This is a genomic window from Pseudoxanthomonas sp. PXM01, from assembly GCF_014851815.1.
Classification (GTDB): domain Bacteria; phylum Pseudomonadota; class Gammaproteobacteria; order Xanthomonadales; family Xanthomonadaceae; genus Pseudoxanthomonas_A.
In genome coordinates this window covers 1,056,527-1,077,424 of record NZ_JACVAJ010000001.1, presented here as the reverse complement: position 1 = coordinate 1,077,424, position 20,898 = coordinate 1,056,527, and the positions used below count along the sequence as shown (strand labels likewise).

Genomic DNA, 20,898 nt, shown 5'->3' with positions numbered 1-20,898 from the left:
GCAGGGAAGTCAGCGCAGGTCGAAGCGGTCCAGCTCCATGACCTTCACCCAGGCCGCCGAGAAGTCCTTCACGAACTTGTCCTTGCCGTCGGCACTGGCGTAGACCTCGGCGAGCGCACGCAACACCGAGTTGGAACCGAACACCAGGTCGGCACGCGTGCCGGTCCACTTCACGTCGCCGCTCTTGCGGTCGCGGCCCTCGTAGCTGTTCGCCCCGGTCGCCTTCCACTCGGTGCCCATGTCGAGCAGGTTGACGAAGAAGTCGTTGCTCAGCGTGCCGGGCGTGGCGGTGAACGCGCCGTGCTTGCTGCCGTCCGCGTTCGTGCCGAGCACGCGCAGGCCACCGACCAGCGCGGTCATCTCAGGGGCGGTGAGCGTCAGCAACTGCGCGCGATCCACCAGCAGGTGTTCCGCAGGCACCGCCGAGCGACCCTTGAGGTAGTTGCGGAAACCATCCGCGACCGGTTCCAGCACGGCGAACGATTCGACATCGGTCTGGTCGGCGCGCGCGTCGGTGCGGCCTGCGCGGAACGGAACGGTGATGGCGTGTCCACCGGCCTTCGCCGCCTGTTCGACACCTACACCACCGGCCAGCACGATCAGGTCGGCCAGCGAGACTTTCTTGCCGCCGGTCGCGTCCAGGTTGAACTCCATCTGGATGCGCTCCAGCGCCTTCAGCACCTTCGCCAGTTGCTCGGGCTGGTTGACCGCCCAGTCCTTCTGCGGAGCCAGGCGGATGCGCGCACCGTTGGCGCCGCCGCGCTTGTCGCCACCGCGGAACGTCGAGGCCGATGCCCAGGCGGTCGACACGAGTTCGGCGACCGACAGGCCGGAGGCGGCGATCTTCTGCTTCAGCGCGTCGACGTCACCGGCATCGATCTGTGCGTAGTCCGCCTTCGGCAGCGGGTCCTGCCACACCAGTTCTTCCTTCGGCACTTCCGGGCCGAGGTAGCGCACGCGCGGACCCATGTCGCGATGGGTCAGCTTGAACCAGGCACGCGCGAAGGCTTCGGCGAACGCCTGCGGGTTCTCCAGGAAGCGCTTGGAGATCGGGCCATAGATCGGGTCGAAGCGCAGCGAGAGGTCGGTGGTCAGCATCTTCGGACGCTGCTTCTTCGTCTTGTCGTGCGCAAACGGCACGTCTTCCGGCGCATCCTTCGCCACCCACTGGTGGGCGCCGGCCGGCGATTTCTCGAGTTCCCACTCGAAGCCGAACAGGTTTTCGAAGAACTTGTTGCTCCACAGCGTCGGTGTCTGTGTCCACGTCACTTCGATGCCGGAAGTGATGGTGTCGCCGCCCATGCCGCTGCCGAACTTGTTGTGCCAGCCGAAGCCCTGCGCTTCGAGTTCGTCGGCTTCGGGCTCGGCGCCCACGTTGTCGGCCGGGCCGGCGCCGTGGGTCTTGCCGAAGGTGTGGCCACCGGCGATCAGGGCGACGGTTTCCTCGTCGTCCATGGCCATGCGACCGAAGGTGTCGCGGATGTCTTTCGCTGCGAGCAGCGGATCGGGGTTGCCGTCCGGGCCTTCCGGATTCACGTAGATCAGGCCCATCTGCACGGCGGCGAGCGGGTTCTCCAGCCGGCGCGAGTGCACGTCGCCGTCAGCATCGTCATCGGAGACCAGCACGCCCTTGTCGCCCGGCTTCTCGACACCTTCCGAACCGTGCGCGTAGCGGATGTCGCCACCCAGCCATGTCGTTTCGCGACCCCAGTACACGTCCTGGTCGGGTTCCCACACATCCTCGCGGCCACCACCGAAACCGAAGGTGCGGAAGCCCATCGTTTCCAGCGCCACGTTGCCGGCCAGGATCATCAGGTCGGCCCACGAGATGGCCTGGCCATACTTCTGCTTGATCGGCCATAGCAGGCGGCGCGCCTTGTCCAGGCTGACATTGTCTGGCCAGCTGTTGAGCGGCGCGAAGCGCTGCTGGCCGCGTCCGCCACCGCCGCGCCCGTCGCCGATGCGGTAGGTGCCGGCGCTGTGCCAGGCCATGCGGATGAAGAGACCACCGTAGTGCCCGAAGTCGGCCGGCCACCAGTCCTGCGAGTCCGTCATCAGGTCACGCAGGTCTTTCTTCAGTGCGTGGTAGTCCAGCTTGTTGAAGGCCTCGGCGTAGTCGAAGTCGCCCGCCAGCGGATTGGAACGCGAGGAGTGCTGGTTCAGCAGGTCCACGCGCAGCTGGTTGGGCCACCAGTCGCGGTTGCCGGTGCCGCCGCCAGCGGTCTGGTGGAACGGGCACTTCGATTCGGTGGTCATGGGTTTCCTTCCTTTGGCCGTCGGGTGTGGGTGGGAATGGATGGACTGGAACGGAGAGGCTGCAAGGCGATGCCGCGCGCAACGAGGTCGGTCGCGCGCCGTCAGATGAGAAGGGGGATGTGCCGGCAGATCGGCAACGCGGCGATTCGCATGGCTGACGTCCTTCGAGGGCGTTGGCGGATGGCGACCAGACTAGGCAGTGCGAACGATCAATGAAAATCGTTTTTGGCGAAGACTTCGATAGTGTCTTTCAATGGTGCGTCGCGCCATCGCAAGCTTCCCCAGCGCAAGCATCACGATACTCCGCGTGCGTTACGCGGATGTTGTAGAGGCGTGCGTCGATGCGCCCTGGCGGGCGACATGCGCTACGCGATCAGAGCAGCGCCTTGAGCCGGTAGAGCGCCTCGAGCGCCTGCTTGGGCGTGAGTTCGTCCGGGTCCAGCGCGGCCAGTGCTTCCTGTGCGGCCGAGGGTGCGGCGGCGAACAGGCCGAACTGCTGCGGCGCGTCCAGTGCCTGCGGGGCCATGTCGGAGGCGTGCGTCTCGCGGCCGCGCTGTTCCAGTTCCGCCAGACGCCGGCGCGCCTGCTTCAGCGTGGTCTTCGGCAGGCCGGCCAGCGCTGCGACCTGCAGACCGAAGCTGCGGTCGGCTGCGCCGTCCTTCACCGCATGCATGAAGACCAGGCTGTCGCCATGTTCGACCGCGTCCAGATGCACGTTGGCGATGCCGCTGGCAGGTTCGTTCGCCAGCGCCGTCAGTTCGAAGTAGTGCGTCGCGAACAGCGTGTAGCAGCGGTTGCTGGCGGCGAGATGGCGGGCAACGGCATCGGCCAGCGCCAGGCCGTCGTAGGTGGAGGTGCCGCGTCCGATCTCGTCCATCAGCACCAGCGATTGCGCGGTGGCGTGGTGCAGGATGTAGCTGGTCTCGGCCATTTCCACCATGAAGGTGGATTGTCCTCGTGCAAGATCGTCGCCGGCGCCGATGCGGGTGAGGATGCGGTCGATCGGGCCGATAACCGCGCGCGAGGCGGGGACGAAACTGCCGATGTGCGCGAGCAGCACGATCAGCGCGTTCTGCCGCATGTAGGTCGATTTACCGCCCATGTTCGGGCCGGTGATGACCAGCATGCGACGGCCCTCGTCCAGCCGCAGGTCGTTCGGTTCGAACGGTTCCTTGCGGACCGCTTCGACCACGGGATGGCGGCCGCGCTCGATGCACAGGCCAGGGGCATCGCCGAGTTCGGGTTGAGCCCAGTCCAGTTCCTGCGCGCGTTCGGCGAAGGACGCCAGCACGTCGAGTTCGCTCAGGGCACCTGCGCAGCGCTTCAATGGTTCAAGGCGTGCGTTGAGCGTGTCCAGCAGCGCGTCGTACAGCAGCTTCTCGCGCGACAGCGAACGTTCGCGCGCCGACAGCACCTTGTCCTCGAACTGTTTCAGTTCCTCGGTGATGTAGCGCTCGGCGCCGGTCAGCGTCTGCCGGCGGGTGTAGTGCACGGGTGCCTTGTCGGCCTGGCCCTTGCTGATTTCGATGTAGTAGCCGTGTACGCGGTTGTAGCCGACCTTCAGCGTGGCGATGCCACTGCTCGCACGCTCGCGCGCTTCCAGGTCGACGAGGAACTGGTCGGCGTTGGTGCTGAGCCGGCGCAGTTCGTCGAGTTCGGCGTCGTAGCCATCGGCCAGCACGCCGCCATCGGTGAGCTTGAGCGGCGGTTGCGGGGCGACGGCGGCCAGCAGCAGTGCCGCGGTGTCGTCGTGTTCACCCAGTTCGGCTGCCAGCGCCTGCAGGCGGGGCGAGTCGAGCGGCTGCAGGTGGCCGCGGACATCGGGCAGCAGCGCCAGGCCGTCGCGCAGCGTGGACAGGTCGCGCGGGCGCGCGGAACGCAGCGCCACGCGGGTGAGGATGCGCTCGAGATCGCCCAATGCGCGGAAGCCGGTGCGCAGGTCGCGATCCGTGCCATGGCCGATCAGGGTCGCGATGGCATGGTGGCGTCCGCCCAGCACCTCGCGGTCGCGCAGCGGGCGATGCAGCCAGCGCCGCAGCAGGCGCCCACCCATCGGCGTGACCGTCGTATCGAGCACGCCCAGCAACGTGTGCTTCGTATCGCCGTCGACGCGGGTGTCCAGTTCCAGGTGGCGGCGGGTGGCGGCATTCATGGCGATGGCGTCGCCGGCCGACTCCAGCGCGATGGCGGTCAGATGCGGCAGGCGCTGCTTCTGGGTCTCTTCCACGTACCCGAGCAGCGCGCCGGCCGCGCCGGTGGCCAGCGCCTTGTCGTCGATGCCGAAGCCGGTCAGGTCGTGCAGGCCGAAGAAGGCCAGCAACTGCCGGCGCCCGCTGTCCGGATCGAACAGCCACGGTGCGCGACGACGGATGCCAGTGCGTTGCTGCAGGAATGCTGGCAGGCCTTCTTCATCGGGGATCAACAGTTCGGCGGGCTCCAGCCGGGCGAGTTCGGCCTCCAGCGCGTCGTCGCTGTCGACCTCGTTGACCATGAAGCGTCCGCCGGCCAGGTCGGCCCAGGCCAGGCCGTAGCCCGAGCGCCCGCGGGCAATGGTCATCAGCAAGGTGTCGCGGCGTTCGTTGAGCAGGGCCTCGTCGGTCACCGTGCCCGGCGTGACCACGCGCACCACCTTGCGCTCCACCAGGCCCTTCGCCAGCGCGGGGTCGCCGATCTGTTCGCAGATGGCGACCGACTCGCCCAGCGCCACCAGCCGGGCCAGGTAGCCTTCGCAGGCATGCACGGGCACACCCGCCATCGGGATGGGTGCGCCGGCAGAGTTGCCGCGCTGGGTCAGGGTGATATCGAGCAGCCGGGCCGCCTTGCGCGCGTCGTCGTAGAACAGCTCGTAGAAATCCCCCATCCGGAAGAACACCAGCAGGTCCGGGTACTCCGCCTTGGCGGCGAAGAACTGCTTCATCAGGGGCGTGTGTTCCGACTTGTCTTTGCTCACGAGGCCAGCAGGAGGGGGAGGCAAAAGGGCGTTGATTGTAGCGGCGGGGACCAGCAAGCGAGGATCGCGCGAACGTGTTGATGCCCTGTCCGGCGCAGGACGGATCGAGCGCGGCGCAGAGGTGATGCGATCGGGTGTAACCGGACTTCCGCACGATCGTTCGTAAAATCAGTGGCTTATCCGTGCCAAAGTCAGGTGCGGCGTATCGACGCAGTGCAGAATGCTGCATTGTGAAGCGGATGTTAGTTTCGCGTTGACGCAAGGGGAGTTGCGTTCGTTATCGGCGGCACTGCCGCACGCCACACCGGGAACCACACAGGCACCAACCGCCAGCACATGACCCTTGGGAGGGGAGAACATGGTCAACGCATTGCCCAGGCACAAAGCGCTATCGCTCGCCGTCTTCACCGCGCTCTGCGCCAGCTCGCATGCCTATGCGCAGCAGGCGGCCGCGCCCGCCGGCGAGGACGAGCCCACCACGCTGGGGACCATGACGGTCACCGCGCAGAAGCGCGAGGAAGTGCTGCAGGACGTGCCGATCACGGTAGCCGTGATCTCCGAGGAACTGCTGCAGGACACCGGGGTTCGTGACATCAAGGACCTGCAGGTCCTGGTGCCGGGCCTGACCGTGACCAGCACGCAGAACGAGGCGATCACCACGGCGCGTATCCGCGGCATCGGCACGGTGGGCGACAACGTCGGCCTGGAATCGTCGGTGGGCGTGGTGATCGATGGCGTGTACCGCCCCCGCAACAGCGTCGGCTTCGGCGACCTTGGTCAGCTGGAACGCATCGAAGTGCTGAAGGGGCCGCAGGGCACGGTGTTCGGAAAGAACACATCGGCCGGTGTGATCAACGTGGTGACGCGGCGCCCCAGCTACACGCAGAGCGCCGAAGGTGAGATCACGGTCGGCAACTACGGCGCCCTCGGCGTGTCCGGCAGCTACAACGATGCACTGTCCGACAATGCCGCCTTCAGCATCTTCGCCGCCAAGCGCAAGCGCGATGGCTGGATGGACGTGCGCACCGGCAACGGCCCGCGCCAGGAAACCGACGACTACGACCAGAACTTCCACACGGTACGCGCCAAGCTGCTGCTGGAGCCGACCGACAATCTGGAAATCCTGCTGTCGGGCGACTTCACCAGCCGGGACGAGAACTGCTGTACGGCCGTGCAGACGACGGTCGGCGGCACCGCCGCGATCCTCAACGCGCTGGCGGGTGGCCGTGCGGTGGCCGCGCCGGGCGACGATCCGTTCGATCGCGTGGCCTACAGCAACCGTCCGACCACGCAGGACATCATGGACAAGGGCCTGTCCGCCGAAATCAACTGGGACACGCCCTGGTTCGGTGGCGCGACCCTGACGTCGATCACCGCCTCGCGGCAGTGGGAGGCGATCAACGGCCTCGACTACGACTTCAGCACGGCGGACCTGCTCTACCGCAACGCCGACAAGGACGAGTCGTTCACCGGCTTCGATACCTTCAGCCAGGAATTCCGCCTGACCGGCTCCAGCGAACGCATCGACTGGATGGTGGGCGCGTTCTACTCGGATGAAGAGCTGACCCGCAACGAGACCTACCGTATCGGTCCGCATTACGAACCGTACGTGTCCACCCTGGTCTACCAGTTGGTGGGCCAGAGCCTCGGCGCGGCGGGCGTGCCGCTGAACAATCCGAACAACATCTCGCCGGCCGCGTTCCTTGCGCAGGTGGGTGGGCGTCCGTTCGGTACCGGCTTCACCGGCCTGGGTTCACTGGACCGCTACGAGCAGAACGCGAAGAGCCTGGCGCTGTTCACCAATAACACCTGGCACGCCACCGATGCGCTGGACCTGACCCTGGGCCTGCGCTACACGCGCGAGAAGAAGGACCTGACCTCGTCCTACAGCAACCCGAACGGCAGCCTGGCCTGCAGCGGCACGCTGGCCGACCAGAACGCGGCCAATCCCAACCGCTTCGCGCTGCTGCGGGCGGCGCTCGCGTCGCGCAGTTCGGTGTTCGCCTCGCTGCCGGCGGCCAACCAGAACGCCATCCTGGCCTCGGTGGGGCCGACCATCGCCGGCTACATGTGCCTGCCGTGGGCCAACGCGTTGCATAACGGCCGCAACACCTTCCAGGAAATGGAAGACAAGGAGTGGTCGGGCACCGTGAAGGCGGCCTACCGCTGGAACGAGAACGTGATGACCTACGCGTCCTTCGCCCGCGGCTACAAGGGCGGCGGTTTCAACCTCGATCGCGTGCAGTCGGCCGATGGCCTGTCGGCCAGCGGGCAGGGTATTCGTCCGGTGAACGACACCTCGTTTGGCGGTGAATTCGTCGACAGCTTCGAGCTGGGCACCAAGACCACGTGGGCGGACGGCACGCTGCTGTTGAACGCCACCCTGTTCCACCAGGAATACGAGGACTTCCAGCTCAACAGTTTCCTCGGCACCAGCTTCGTGGTCCGTTCGATCCCGGAAGTCACGTCCTCGGGCCTGGATGCGGAAATCCTGTGGCAGCCGCGTGCGGTGCAGGGCCTGATGCTGCAGGGCGGCCTGATGTACGCCAAGACCGAGTTCGGCAAGGACATCCCTGGCGGCGACTTCGTCGAGCGGACTCCGCTCAGCACCTCGGGTGCGCTGTACAAGCTGCCGGGCGCGACCATGCCGTTCGCGCCGGAATGGTCGGGTTCGCTGTCGGCCACCTACGAGTGGGACTTCGGTGCCGACCACATCGGCCGCTTCAACATCGGCGGCAAGTACATGGGCGACTACAACACCGGTTCGGACCTGGACGTCGAGAAGCACCAGAGCTCCTACACCGTGTTCAATGCCCGCGTCGGCTTCGGTCGCAGCGATGGTCGCTGGATGCTCGAATTGTGGGGCACCAACCTCACCGACGAGGACTACGTGCAGGTCGGCTTCGATGGTCCGTTGCAGGGTCTGTTCCCGGATCCGAACAATCCGCTCAACACCTTCAACGCGTTCCTCGGCGCGCCGCGCATGTACGGCATGACCCTGCGCGTCCGCTACTGATCCCCTTCGCACGACGTGGTGAACGGCCCGCCCCACAGGCGGGCCGTTTTCTTTCCTGCCTCCGGCGGGGCGACAACGCGGGGCAAATGGGCTACAACACGCACGCCCCCTGTCGGAACCGATGATGTCCGTGCCCAACGATGAAGCGCTGCGCGTCCTGGCGCAGCAGGTCGGTGAACGCCTGCGGCAGCAGCGCGACCATCTGGTCACCGCGGAGAGCTGCACTGGCGGCTGGATCGCCAAGTGCGTCACCGACATCGCCGGGTCGTCGGACTGGTTCGATTGCGGGATGGCGGCCTACAGCTACGAGGCCAAGCAGGCGCTGCTCGGTGTGCGCCCGCAGACACTGGAAACGCACGGTGCGGTCAGCCGCGAGACGGTGATCGAAATGGTGTCGGGCGCCCTGGTGAACTCGGGGGCCAGCGTCGCGGTGGCGGTGACCGGCATCGCCGGTCCGGGAGGCGGCAGTCCCGACAAGCCAGTGGGGACGGTGTGGATCGGCTGGAAGCGTCGCGGCGGTTATGCGCGGGCGGAGGTCTTCGAGTTCGCCGGTGACCGTGAGGCGGTGCGGCGTCAGACGGTGGAGACCGCCCTGAAAGGACTCGAACACCTCTGATGCGTCCCCGGAGGCAGGGACGTGTTGAACAGATAGTTGCCAGTCGGCGAAGTTAGTAGTATTACTACTAACCATGGACCTGACCGATACCCAGCACGCCATCCTCGCCCTGATCGCAGAGCGGCTCGAAGCCGAAGGCATGCCGCCCTCGCAGGCCGAGATCGCCAAGGCGTTTGGGTTCAAGGGCGTTCGCGCCGCGCAGTACCACCTGGAAGCGCTGGAACAGGCGGGAGCCATCGAGCGTGTTCCCGGCCGGGCCCGTGGCATCCGCCTGCTGAAGGCGCCGCCGTCAGCCCAGTCTGACCTGGCATTCCCACCCGCCAACGACGATGGCCTGCGCGTGCCGGTGCTGGGGCAGGTGGCGGCCGGCGCACCGATCGGTGCCGATGCGGGCCACCATGACTATGTGCTGCTGGACCGCGCCTTCTTTGCGCCCGCGCCCGACTATCTGCTGAAGGTGAAGGGCGACTCGATGCGCGACGAAGGCATCTTCGACGGTGACCTGATTGGCGTGCACCGTACACGCGATGCGCGTTCCGGGCAGATCGTGGTGGCCCGCGTCGACGACGCCATCACCGTCAAGCTGCTGAAGATCGGCAAGGACCGCATCCGCCTGCTGCCACGCAACCCGGACTATGCCCCGATCGAGGTCATGCCCGACCAGGACTTCGCCATCGAAGGCCTGTACTGCGGGCTGGTGAGGCCGAACCGGTGACGCGTGCAGACGCATCCGATGGCGCCGGACGGCGTTTTCCGATGCCTGGTTGCGGCGACAGCCGATCCCCCTGGATCGCAGCGACGATTAATTTCACTCCTCCCCGTCCTGTCGCAGCTTGTGCGATGGACGTCCCCCACACTGATCGCACCTGACCACATTGACTAGGACCACGACGATGGACGAGAACAAGAAGCGCGCCCTTTCCGCGGCACTGACCCAGATCGAGCGCCAGTTCGGCAAGGGCTCGGTGATGCGCATGGGCGACCGGGTCATCGAGCCCGTCGAGATCATTCCCACCGGTTCACTGATGCTGGACATTGCCTTGGGTATCGGCGGACTGCCGCGCGGCCGCGTCGTGGAAATCTACGGTCCGGAGTCCTCGGGCAAGACAACGCTGACGCTGCAGGCCATCGCGCAATGCCAGAAGCAAGGCGGCACGGCGGCGTTCATCGACGCCGAACACGCGCTGGACCCGATCTACGCCGCCAAGCTGGGCGTGAACGTGGACGACCTGCTGCTGTCGCAGCCGGATACCGGCGAGCAGGCGCTGGAAATTGCCGACATGCTGGTGCGTTCCGGCTCCATCGACATCGTGGTCATCGACTCCGTGGCGGCGCTGACGCCGAAGGCGGAAATCGAGGGCGAGATGGGCGACCAGCTGCCCGGTCTGCAGGCCCGCCTGATGAGCCAGGCGCTGCGCAAGCTCACCGGCAATATCAAGCGCTCGAATACCACCGTCATCTTCATCAACCAGCTGCGCATGAAGATCGGCGTGATGATGCCCGGCCAGAGCCCGGAAACCACCACCGGCGGCAATGCGCTGAAGTTCTATGCCTCCGTGCGCCTGGACATCCGTCGCATCGGCGCCATCAAGAAGGGCGACGAGATCATCGGCAACCAGACCAAGATCAAGGTGGTCAAGAACAAGCTGGCGCCCCCGTTCAAGCAGGTCGTCACCGAGATCCTGTACGGCGAAGGCATCAGCCGCGAGGGCGAGCTGATCGACATGGGCGTGGACGCCAAGTTGGTCGACAAGGCAGGCGCCTGGTACAGCTACGGCAGTGAGCGCATCGGCCAGGGCAAGGACAACTCGCGGACCTTCCTGCGTGAGAACCCGGCCATCGCCGCGAAGCTGGAAGCCGAACTGCGCGAGGAGTTCCAGCCGGCCGAAGCGCAGCGTGACGAGAACGCCGACGACGACAGCGACGACTGACAAGTCCGCGGCGGCGCACGATGTCCGAGGAAAATGGCCAGGCGGGAGCAAGGGTGGGGCGTCGGCGCAAGCCGATCGAACAGACACCCCTGCAGCGTGCGCTCGGCCTGCTGACCCGACGGGAACACTCCCGTCGGGAGCTGTCCCGGAAACTGGCGTCCCGTGGCGTGGAGGCGGCCGATGTGCGATCGGCCGTGGACCGGTTGGCGGATGAGGGTTGGCAAAGCGACACGCGGTTTGCCGAGGCCCTCGTTCGCAGCCGGGCCTCGGGGGGATATGGTCCGCTGCGCATCAAGGCTGAGCTGTCCACCCATGGGTTGGATCGCGAAGCGGTAGCGGCGGCCATGGCCACCTTCGACGGCGACTGGACCGAAACGGCGTGCGACCTCGTCCGCCGGCGTTTCGGTCCAGCCCGCCGGATCGAACCGGCGCAGGCCCGCAAGATCGCGGATTTCCTGATCCGTCGTGGTTTCGATGCGGCCGCTGTCCGGGCCGCCAGCCAGCTTGACCCGGAGGACTGGGGCGGAATGGCCTGATAATCTAGCGCATTGGGTTGCTTCCCCCGGCCGCGTCCGCATGTGTGTGGATGGAGCGGCGCAATGAGGCGCCTTCCAGCCAATGCCTGCCAGATGACCACTTCCAAGACCCTCAGCACCCGCCAGATCCGCCAGGATTTCCTCGATTTCTTTGCCGGCAAGGGCCACACCATCGTGCCCTCCGCCTCGCTGGTCCCGGGCAACGATCCCACGTTGCTGTTCACCAATTCCGGCATGGTGCAGTTCAAGGACGTGTTCCTGGGCGCCGAGAAGCGTAGCTATGTGCGTGCAGCCGACGTGCAGCGATGCCTGCGCGCGGGCGGCAAGCACAACGACCTCGATTCGGTCGGTTACACCGCGCGCCATCACACCTTCTTCGAGATGTTGGGCAACTGGTCGTTCGGCGACTATTTCAAGAAAGAAGCCATCGGCTGGGCATGGGAACTGCTGACCGAAGTCTGGAAGCTGCCGAAGGAACGTCTGCTGGTGACCGTCTACCACACGGACGACGAGGCCTATGATCTGTGGCACAACATGATCGGCCTGCCTGCCGAGCGCATCGTGCGCATCGGTGACAACAAGGGCGCGCCGTACGCCTCCGACAATTTCTGGCAGATGGCCGACACCGGCCCCTGCGGTCCTTGCACCGAGATTTTCTACGACCACGGCGACCACATCGCCGGCGGCCCGCCGGGCTCCCCCGATGAGGATGGGGACCGTTACATCGAGATCTGGAACAACGTCTTCATGCAGTTCGACCGCCAGCCCGACGGTACCCTGGTGCCGCTGCCGGCGCCCTGCGTCGACACCGGCATGGGCCTCGAGCGTCTGGCGGCGGTCCTCCAGCATGTCCACACCAACTACGAGATCGACCTGTTCCAGGGTCTGATCCGCAAGGCCGCCGAGCTGACGGGCACGGCCGATCTCGAGAACAAGTCGCTGCGCGTCATCGCTGACCATATCCGCGCCTGCAGCTTCCTGATCGTCGATGGCGTGCTGCCCTCCAATGAAGGGCGGGGCTATGTGCTGCGCCGGATCATCCGACGCGCGCTGCGGCACGGCTGGATGCTGGGCGTGCGCCAGCCGTTCTTCCACAGGATGGTCGGCACGCTGTCCGAGCTGATGGGCGATGCCTATCCCGAGCTGCCCGCGGCCCGTGAGTTGGTCGAGCGCGCGCTCAAGGCCGAAGAGGAGCGTTTCGCCGAAACGTTGGACTCCGGCATGCGCATCTTCGACGACGTCGCTGCGCGCGTGGCCGACGGCGTGATTCCCGGTGCCGACGCGTTCCGGCTGTACGACACCTACGGCTTCCCGGTCGATCTGACCGCCGACATCGCGCGCGAGCGCGGACTCACCGTGGACATGGCCGGCTTCGATGCCGCAATGGAGCAGCAGCGCGAGACCGCCCGCGCCGCCGGCAAGTTCACGTCGAACACCGGCTTGCCGGCGGACCTGGTGGCCAAGCTCTCTCCGACCGCGTTCCTGGGCTATGACCAGCTCGATGCCGGTGGCTTGCAGGTCGTCGCCCTGTTGAAGGACGGACGTCCCGTGGCGTCCGTCGATGCCGGCGACGAGGCGGTGGTGATCCTGGATCGCACGCCGTTCTACGCGGAGTCCGGCGGCCAGGTCGGCGACATGGGAGTACTGGCCGAGCAGGGCGTGGAATTCGATGTCGCCGATACGCTGAAGTTCGCGGGACAGTTCCACGGTCACGCCGGCCGCGTGGCCAAGGGCGCGTTGAAGCTGGGCGATCATGTGGTCGCATCGGTCGATGCCGCACGCCGTGCCAGCACCATCCTCAATCATTCGGCCACCCACCTGTTGCATGCGGCGCTGCGCGAGGTGCTGGGTACGCACGTCCAGCAGAAGGGCTCGCTGGTCGCGCCGGACCGCCTGCGCTTCGACTTCTCCCACTTCCAGCCGATGACAGCGGCCGAACTGGCCGAAATCGAGCGCCGCGTCAACGCGCAGATCCGCGCTAACAGCGCCGCCGAAGTGCATCACATGGGTATGCAGGAGGCCCTGGATTTCGGTGCCATGGCCCTGTTCGGCGAGAAATACGGCGAAAACGTCCGTGTCCTGAAGATGGGCGACTACTCCACGGAGCTCTGCGGTGGCACCCACGTCGGCCGTACCGGCGACATCGGCCTGTTCAAGCTGGTCGGCGAAAGCGGCGTGTCCGCGGGCGTCCGGCGTATCGAGGCGGTGACAGGGCAGGGCGCCCTGGATTACGTGGCCGACGAGGAGCGCCGGCTGTCCGAGGCGGCGGGTCTGCTGGGTGGCAGCACCGGCGAGGTGGTCGAGAAGATCCGTTCGCTGGCCGACCGACAGAAGAAGCTCGAGCGCGAACTCGAGGCGTTGAAGGCCAAGGCGGCGTCCAGCGCCACCTCGGACCTGGGCAGCGCTGCCGTCGACGTGGGGGGCATCCGCGTGCTTGCCTCGCGGCTGGAAGGGTTCGATGCCAAGGCCTTGCGTGATGCCATGGACCGCCTGAAACAGCAGTTGGGGGATGCCGTGATCGTCCTGGCCGGTGCGGCCGACGGCAAGGCGGCACTGGTGGCGGGCGTGAACGGTGCCGCAACCGGTCGGGTCAAGGCGGGGGAACTCCTCTCACATATCGCAGGTCAGATTGGCGGCAAGGGCGGTGGCCGCCCGGACCTCGCCCAGGGTGGTGGCGAGGACGGGCCCGCCCTTGCGACCGCCCTGCAGGGCGTTCCGGAGTGGGTCCAGCAGCGACTGGGCTGACCCGCGTATTGGACCAATCGGTGCTTGCGGCCGTGTGCCTCCGGCCGCTAACATGCTTTAGGTTCATGAATGTACCAGGAAGCCGCTGGCCCGTTTTCACGGGACTAGCGCGCCCCCGGCACTATCCTTTGCCGGATTACGGAGAAGAAACATGTTGATCTTGACCCGCCGTGTCGGCGAAACCCTGATGATCGGCGATTCGGTCACGGTGACCGTCCTTGGCGTCAAAGGCAACCAAGTGCGCATCGGCATCACCGCACCCAAGGACGTGGCTGTGCATCGCGAAGAAATCTATCAGCGCATCCAGCGTGGCGAGGAAATTTCGTCGCCGGCCGCTTCGGAAAACATCACCGACTGATTTTGTTTGCCGCCTGCGCGGTGAGCCGCTATCCTATGCGGCCGCTGCAGCTTGGCTGCAATGCGAGCGACAAACCGGAGTGATGCCCGAGCGGCTGAAGGGGCTCCCCTGCTAAGGGAGTATAGGGTCAAAAGCCTTATCGAGGGTTCGAATCCCTCTCACTCCGCCAGTTTGAAGTTCGTCTTGCCTTACCGAAGTGCGTGGGGAAACAGGATGCCGATGTCGTAGCTCTGCTCGGCGAAGCATCCTCCGGAAGCGTCGTCAGTGACGCCACGGGAAGCAACAAAGAAGTAGAAAAAGATTGACGAGCGGAAAACGTCTCACGCATAATTCCGCTCCTCACGCGCCCGTAGCTCAGCTGGATAGAGTACCTGGCTACGAACCAGGCGGTCGGGAGTTCGAATCTCTCCGGGCGCGCCATACAAAAGAAAAAACCGGCAAGGAAACTTGCCGGTTTTTTTGTGCCTGGTCATTCTGCCGGCGCCCACCGTCCGAGATCTGCTGTCGATGTCTGGTGGCGTGGGTGCTGCCGTTAGCGCATATGATCGAGTGTATGTGTTGCGGCGCGTCCGCCGTCGTCCGGGTCCGATGAGCATCATGACTCCAGCGGAAAGCAGCGAGGTTCGACATGGCGTCATCGTTGAAAAAGTGGTGTCCGTTCGTGGTCCTGTTTCTGGCGGCGGTCGCACTGGTCGCCTGCGGGCGCGATGCCGCATCCGGGCAGCAGCAGGAACAGACGCTTTTGCAGGCGCCCGCAGTGGGCGATCACTATGCGGCCGAGCTTACCTACTTCTCCGACGCTGATTTCGAGCAGAGCGGGCGTGCCTTCGGTTTGATGAGAGTGATCGCGGTGGAGGGCGATGAAGTCACGCTGGTAACGGAAAATGGTGGTTCGACCGACGAGCGCGCAGCGTTGGAAGCGCTTGCGGGGGATGGCGGAAAAGCCAGTTTCGACGATAACGAGCGGATCATTCTCCGCAAGAGCGATCTGCTGGACGCCTATGAGGCGGGAAAGATATTGGGAGTACGCCGGTGATGTCGGCCCGATTATTTCCGGCCGCAGTCGAGATTATTATGTGACGAGATCCTGCTATTCGGAGATTGGCTACTTCTTTTCACCTGTGGTTGTAAAGGGGTCGATATAGTTTTCCTCGTCCCCTGTCCTGACGTCGGTTATCCATGCGTAGTTTCTCCAAGGCCGCCCTGGCCCTCTCCTTGGTCACTGCCCCCTGCCTCGCCTGGTCGGCTACCTATACGGTAGGTCCTTCCGGTCGGCAGTACACGCAGCTCTCGGCGGTGTTCGCCAACAATAATCTCGCGCCCGGCGATATCGTCGAGGTCGATGGCAATGCCACGTATAACGGCAATATCGTCGTCAACAGCGACGATGGAGGCGATGCCGGCAATCCTGTGATCATCCGCTGGAAGCGCGCAGCCGGTCAGTCGCGACCCTTGCTGCAGGGCGGAACCAACACGATCAAGTTCCAGCGTTCGAACAACGTGGTCTTCGAAGGCTTCGAAGTCACCGGCGGTTCCAATACCTGCATTTTCAGCGAGGCGCACAACGTGACGGTGCGTGACGCAGTGATCCGCAACTGTCCTTCGCATGGCATTCTTGCGGCGGACCAGAACTCTGGCTCGTTCACCCTCGAGTACAGCGAAATCCGCAACAGCGGCAGCGGTTCGCAACGCCATCCCATTTACATGCAATCGGATGAAGTGGCGTTCCCCGGCGCGGTATTCCGCATGCAGTTCAATTACATCCATAGCGGAACGGGTGGAAATCTGGTCAAGGTCCGCCATGAGCGGGCAGAGATCTATTACAACTGGCTCGAAGGCGCGACCTACCAGGCGTTGGAACTGATCGGTCCGGATTGCGCCACGCAACAGTCCGGCTGGAATGCCGGACTGCGACGTGAAGATTCGGATATCGTCGGCAACGTCATCGTCCAATCTGGCTCCTGGGCCAACGCGATTCGTATCGGTGGCGATCTGAACGGACGCAGCCAGGGGCGCGTGCGGTTGGTCAACAACACGATCCTGTTCACGCGCAGTGGCACCGCCAACGCGGTGATGGTGCAGTTGGGTGCCGGTTCGCTGGAGATGCACAACAACGTCATCCACCAGACGAGCACGGGCTCGCCGACCGTCATCGTGGAGAACTCGTCAGCCGAGACGCCTTACTGCGGACCGACGGGCACGTCGGCCTGGGACGCCGGTCGCAAGGTCGCGGGCAGCAACAACTGGGTGAAGTCCGGCGCGGGCAACGTGCCGGGCGAATGGACCGGTACGCGCAACGGCAGCGATCCGGGCCTGACCAGCGTTGCCCAATGGAATCTGCGTCCTGCATCGTCGAGCGTGCTGGTCGGCAATGGCAGCAATCCGCCGCCGACGCCTACCGCATTTCCGTTCCCGTCGCCGCAGCTGATTCCGCTGTTCGATCCGCCCTCGCGCGCCAAGCTCGATCTCAACGGCCAGCGCTCGCGCGTGCTCTCCGGTGCGCGGCTCTCGATCGGCGCGCTGGAATCCGCCGGCGGTACCGAACCGGCCCAGCCCGTCCGCGTCAATGGCTCGCAGCCGCTCCAGCCTGGTGGCGCATCCGCCGCCACGGGCGCTGCATCGGTCCCCACGGCGCTGAGTCCGGCGCCTGTGGCGACCGCTGGCGCTGTCCCGGGGGTGCCTTCCCTGACCGGTGCGGCGGCCGACACGACGACCACGTCGCGCCGGGTGCGCAAGTACGTCACGCAGCCAACGCAGCCGCGCTACCGCCGCTGGGCCGCACCCGCGGTCTCGTGGTGCGACACCGAAGAAAGCGCCGAGGGCGAGCGCTCGATCTGCAAGCACCCCTAAGCGGGATGTTCCCCCGGAAGGCGGTCGCGTCATCGACGTGGCCGCCTTCCGCCGTTTTCAGGCGGGACTTCTGATGCCTGAGATCCGTCGTGCGGGCTTCCGCGCAGACGGTTGCGCCACCTTGGCCGCTAACCGGCACGCCTGACGTTAGATCGACCGTAAGGCGGGAAACAGGGACTGGAGGCATTCCGTTCCATGTCGGATTGGGTCGGCAAGCCTCCGTTTTCAGCCTGGATGCTGTTCTGGGAAAACCGTTCCAGGGCAGGGGATCTCGGCGCGGGAATCAGGGGGTAGGGTCGTGGCACATGCCTTTGCGAGTCGCACAAATCGGGTGACGCGCGTTCTGTGGTTGCTTGAAGTCGCCATCCTGCTGCTGGCGGTCGCCGGCGCGGCGTGGTTGCGCTTTCTGGGTGATGACGAAGGCCGACAGGTGTTTCTGGAGACCGGCTTCATCCGCGGGTTGATCTTCGCCCTGGTCATCACGGTCTCGATGGTCGCCTTCGGCCTCTACCAGCCTCATGTCCGGCACACGCGCATCGACTTCGCGATCCGCATCGTGCTGTCGTTCGTCTTCGGTGCAGTCGGCCTGCTCGTGCTCTACTACCTGGCGCCGATGACGCACATCGGGCGCACGGTCTTCATGCTTGCGCTGTTGCTGGGACTTCTCGGCGTATGCCTGCTGCGTGCCGGCGCCTACCGGCTGATCGGATTCGATGCCTTCAAGCGCCGGATCCTGGTGTACGGCGCGGGCAAGAACGCAGACCTCATCAATCGCCGCATGCGTCGTCGATCGGATCGGCAATCCTTCGTGGTGGTCGGTTTCCTTCCCGTCAAAGGGCAGGAAACCATGGTGTCCGAAGACCTGCTGATCAACGGCGACGAGCGTCTGCCCGAACTGGCGGCCCGACTGGAAATCGACGAGATCCTGATCGCGCCCGACGAGCGTCGTGGCGGCCTGCCGATGGAAGATATCCTGGCCTGCGCCCAGGCGGGCGTGTCGGTGGTGGATCTGCCGGTGTTCTTCGAGCGTGAGGCCGGGCTGATCAAGCTGGAGGTCGTGGATCCTTCATCGCTGGTCTTCGCCGGCGGATTCGACCACTCGCTTCCCCGCAGGCTCAGCAAGCGTTTCTTCGATGTCATGGCGGCGTTGCTGCTGTTGCTGGTCGCGTGGCCGGCGATGCTGCTAGTCGCCCTGTGCGTGCGGCTGGAAGGCACGGGCTCGACCATCCTGTACCGGCAGGTGCGCGTTGGCGAAGGCGGGCGCAGCTTCAACGTGGTGAAGTTCCGCAGCATGCGGACCGATGCGGAGAAAGACGGTGTTGCCCGGTGGGCGACGGCGAACGACGATCGCACCACGCGGGTGGGGCGCTTCATCCGCCAGACCCGGCTGGACGAGTTGCCGCAGTTGTTCAACGTGCTGGCAGGCGACATGAGTTTCGTCGGGCCGCGCCCCGAGCGTCCCCAGTTCGTGGACCAGCTCAACAGCGAGATCCGCTACTATAGCGTTCGACACTCGGTGAAGCCGGGCCTCACGGGGTGGGCGCAGTTGCGCTATCCGTACGGCGCCTCGGTGAAGGATGCCGAGGAAAAGCTCAAGTTCGACCTTTTCTACGTCAAGAACCACGGCCTGGTTTTCGATCTGATGATCCTGCTGCAGACCGTCGAGGTGGTGTTGTTCCGGCGCGGCGGACGTTGAGGATGCAAGGGCCGCCCAGGGAGTGGGGGGCTCGATGGGGAAGGGCTGCGGTGATCACGGATGATCGTGCGCGTGCTTGCAGAAGAAGGGAACATGGATGGAGTCCATCCGGCAGCAGATCAGTGCATTCGTCGCAACGACGTTTCCGATGCCCGCAGGGGATGAGGAAAGCCAGCAGGGGCGCAGCCTCCTGGACAGTGGCGCCATCGATTCCATCGGCGTACTCACGCTCGTGACCTGGCTGGAAGAGCAGTTCGGGATCGTGGTCGACGACGAGGATGTGGTGCCGGAGAACCTGGACAGCATCGACAGCCTGGTCGCCTTCGTGAGCGGGAAGCTCGGCGGCACGGTTCAGGCCGGATGATCCGCTGCGAAGCGCACCTCGCCGCCGGTGCGCGGGCGCATGGCCAGCGTACGGCCATCGTCAGCGGTACGGACCGCATCAGTTTCGCCGCATTGAATGCAGCCGCCGAGCGGTTCGCGGGCGCGCTGTCGACGCGGGCGGCATTCGTCAATGGCGAGCGCTGCGTAGTCTTCATGGAGAATCGTCCCGAGGTGGCCGTCGGTATCTACGGCACGCTGCGCGCGGGCGGTGTCTTCAGCGTGATCAATCCGACCACCAAGGCGGACAAGCTGGCCTTCGTGCTGGGCAACTGCGAAGCCTCGGTGCTGTTCACCCAGGCCAGCCTGCTGGAGGTGGCCGCAGCGGCGGCCGCGCAATCGCCGAGCGTGCGCACGATCGTGGTGGTCGACGAGCCGGGAGTAAAGACCTGGCCGCCGGGCAGCATCGGGTACGCCGGATTCGTGGACGGCGCGGAAGCTGCGCCTGCGATCGCGGGGATCGATACCGATCTGGCGATGCTGGTGTACACCTCGGGTTCGACCGGGCATCCGAAGGGCGTCATGATGACGCACAAGAACATCGAGCACGCCGCCTCGTCGATCACCTGCTATCTGCAGTCGCAGCCCGGCGATGTGGTCCTCAGCGTGCTCCCGCTGTCGTTCGATTACGGTCTTTACCAGTTGCTGATGTGCGTGAAGATGGGCGCCACACTGGTACTGGAAAAATCCTTCGCGTTCCCCCAGAAGGTGCTGCCGCTACTCGCCCGTGAAGGCGTCACCGGGTTCCCGCTGGTGCCGACCATGGCCGCGCTGATCGTGCAGTTGCGGAATTTCCCGCCGGAGTGGGCGCACAGCGTGCGCTACCTGACGAACACGGCGGCGGCACTGCCGCCTGCGCACATCCTCCGCCTGCAGGAGATGTTTCCGAACGCGCGGATCTATTCGATGTACGGCATGACCGAATCGAAGCGCTGCACCTACCTGCCGCCCGAACATCTTGCGCGCAAGCCGGACAGCGTGGGCATCGCCATTCCGGGCACCGAGGTGTGGGTGGCCGGCGATGACGGCGAACCGCTGGAGCCGGGTCATGTCGGTGAGTTGGTCGTGCGTGGCGGTCACGTCATGCAAGGGTACTGGCGGAACGAGGAAGCGACGGCGAAAGCGCTCAAGACGGGGCGTTATCCCTGGGAAAAGGTGCTGCACACGGGCGACCTGTTCCGCATGGATGACGAAGGGTTCCTGTACTTCGTCGGCCGCAAGGACGACATTCTCAAGTCGCGCGGCGAGAAGGTCAGTCCCAAAGAAGTGGAGAACGTGCTTTACGCCATGCCCGGCATCCGCGAGGCCGCCCTGGTCGGCGTGCCGGATCCCGTGCTCGGCCATGCACTGAAGGCGATCATCGTCGCGGACGATGGGGACATCGATGCGCGCGGCGTGATCGCCCACTGTCGCGCGCATCTCGAAGAATTCATGGTGCCGAGAACGGTGGAGTTCCGCGACGCGCTGCCCAAGACAGGGACGGGGAAGATCCGGCGCAGCGTACTGCAGGCGGAAGCGGAAGGCAGGCCGTTGCCCGACGGCGAGTGACCGGCCGCGGCGGAC

At 65.4% G+C, this 20,898-nt stretch carries 14 protein-coding genes and 2 tRNA genes; 14 read left to right on the top strand and 2 right to left on the bottom strand.

All coding sequences use genetic code 11. The features are described from left to right. Positions 1-9: 9 nt before the first annotated feature. Together katG and mutS are read right to left on the bottom strand one after the other, a co-directional pair. Entirely contained in the window at positions 10-2,256 is a 2,247-nt protein-coding gene (katG, locus tag IB230_RS04860; RefSeq protein ID WP_192269382.1) for a catalase/peroxidase HPI, read from the bottom strand. Positions 2,257-2,629: 373 nt separating this feature from the next. Then, on the bottom strand, positions 2,630-5,173 hold the full coding sequence (mutS, locus tag IB230_RS04855) for a DNA mismatch repair protein MutS (RefSeq protein WP_192269380.1): 2,544 nt from the start codon (positions 5,171-5,173) through the stop codon (positions 2,630-2,632). Positions 5,174-5,564: 391 nt separating this feature from the next. Here mutS and IB230_RS04850 point away from each other — a divergent pair, with 391 nt between their 5' ends. From IB230_RS04850 to IB230_RS04785, 14 genes are all read left to right on the top strand, one after another. Continuing rightward, a complete protein-coding gene (locus IB230_RS04850; RefSeq protein ID WP_192269377.1) occupies positions 5,565-8,222 on the top strand; it encodes a TonB-dependent receptor in 2,658 nt (885 codons plus the stop codon). Between the two features lie 124 nt (positions 8,223-8,346). Continuing rightward, on the top strand, positions 8,347-8,838 hold the full coding sequence (locus tag IB230_RS04845; RefSeq protein ID WP_192269374.1) for a CinA family protein: 492 nt from the start codon (positions 8,347-8,349) through the stop codon (positions 8,836-8,838). A 73-nt stretch (positions 8,839-8,911) separates the two neighbouring features. Then, positions 8,912-9,553, top strand: coding sequence for a transcriptional repressor LexA (gene lexA, locus IB230_RS04840; protein WP_192269371.1), 642 nt, complete (start codon positions 8,912-8,914; stop codon positions 9,551-9,553). Positions 9,554-9,731: 178 nt separating this feature from the next. After that, complete coding sequence (gene recA, locus IB230_RS04835) at positions 9,732-10,769, top strand: recombinase RecA (protein WP_192269368.1); 1,038 nt, start codon at positions 9,732-9,734, stop codon at positions 10,767-10,769. Between the two features lie 20 nt (positions 10,770-10,789). Further along, positions 10,790-11,305 (top strand): recombination regulator RecX, encoded by a 516-nt coding sequence (gene recX, locus IB230_RS04830; protein ID WP_192269364.1) that lies wholly within the window; start codon positions 10,790-10,792, stop codon positions 11,303-11,305. 93 nt (positions 11,306-11,398) lie between these two features. Next, positions 11,399-14,050 carry an alanine--tRNA ligase gene (gene alaS / locus IB230_RS04825; protein WP_192271292.1) on the top strand — a complete coding sequence of 884 codons (2,652 nt, stop codon included), beginning with the start codon at positions 11,399-11,401 and terminating at the stop codon, positions 14,048-14,050. Between the two features lie 151 nt (positions 14,051-14,201). Then, entirely contained in the window at positions 14,202-14,408 is a 207-nt protein-coding gene (gene csrA, locus IB230_RS04820) for a carbon storage regulator CsrA (RefSeq protein ID WP_162339065.1), read from the top strand. Between the two features lie 76 nt (positions 14,409-14,484). Further along, positions 14,485-14,577 (top strand) — tRNA-Ser (locus IB230_RS04815). Positions 14,578-14,751: 174 nt separating this feature from the next. Continuing rightward, positions 14,752-14,828 (top strand) — tRNA-Arg (locus tag IB230_RS04810). 208 nt (positions 14,829-15,036) lie between these two features. After that, positions 15,037-15,444, top strand: a complete 408-nt coding sequence (locus IB230_RS04805) for a hypothetical protein (protein ID WP_192269360.1) — start codon at positions 15,037-15,039, stop codon at positions 15,442-15,444. Between the two features lie 143 nt (positions 15,445-15,587). Continuing rightward, entirely contained in the window at positions 15,588-17,258 is a 1,671-nt protein-coding gene (locus IB230_RS04800) for a hypothetical protein (protein ID WP_192269357.1), read from the top strand. A gap of 331 nt (positions 17,259-17,589) precedes the next feature. Further along, a complete protein-coding gene (locus IB230_RS04795; RefSeq protein ID WP_343227255.1) occupies positions 17,590-18,954 on the top strand; it encodes a TIGR03013 family XrtA/PEP-CTERM system glycosyltransferase in 1,365 nt (454 codons plus the stop codon). A 76-nt stretch (positions 18,955-19,030) separates the two neighbouring features. After that, positions 19,031-19,318, top strand: coding sequence for an acyl carrier protein (locus tag IB230_RS04790; protein ID WP_225589195.1), 288 nt, complete (start codon positions 19,031-19,033; stop codon positions 19,316-19,318). Next, entirely contained in the window at positions 19,315-20,883 is a 1,569-nt protein-coding gene (locus tag IB230_RS04785) for an AMP-binding protein (RefSeq protein ID WP_192269348.1), read from the top strand. The genes IB230_RS04790 and IB230_RS04785 overlap by 4 nt, the downstream gene beginning before the upstream one ends. The last annotated feature ends 15 nt before the right edge of the window (positions 20,884-20,898 follow it).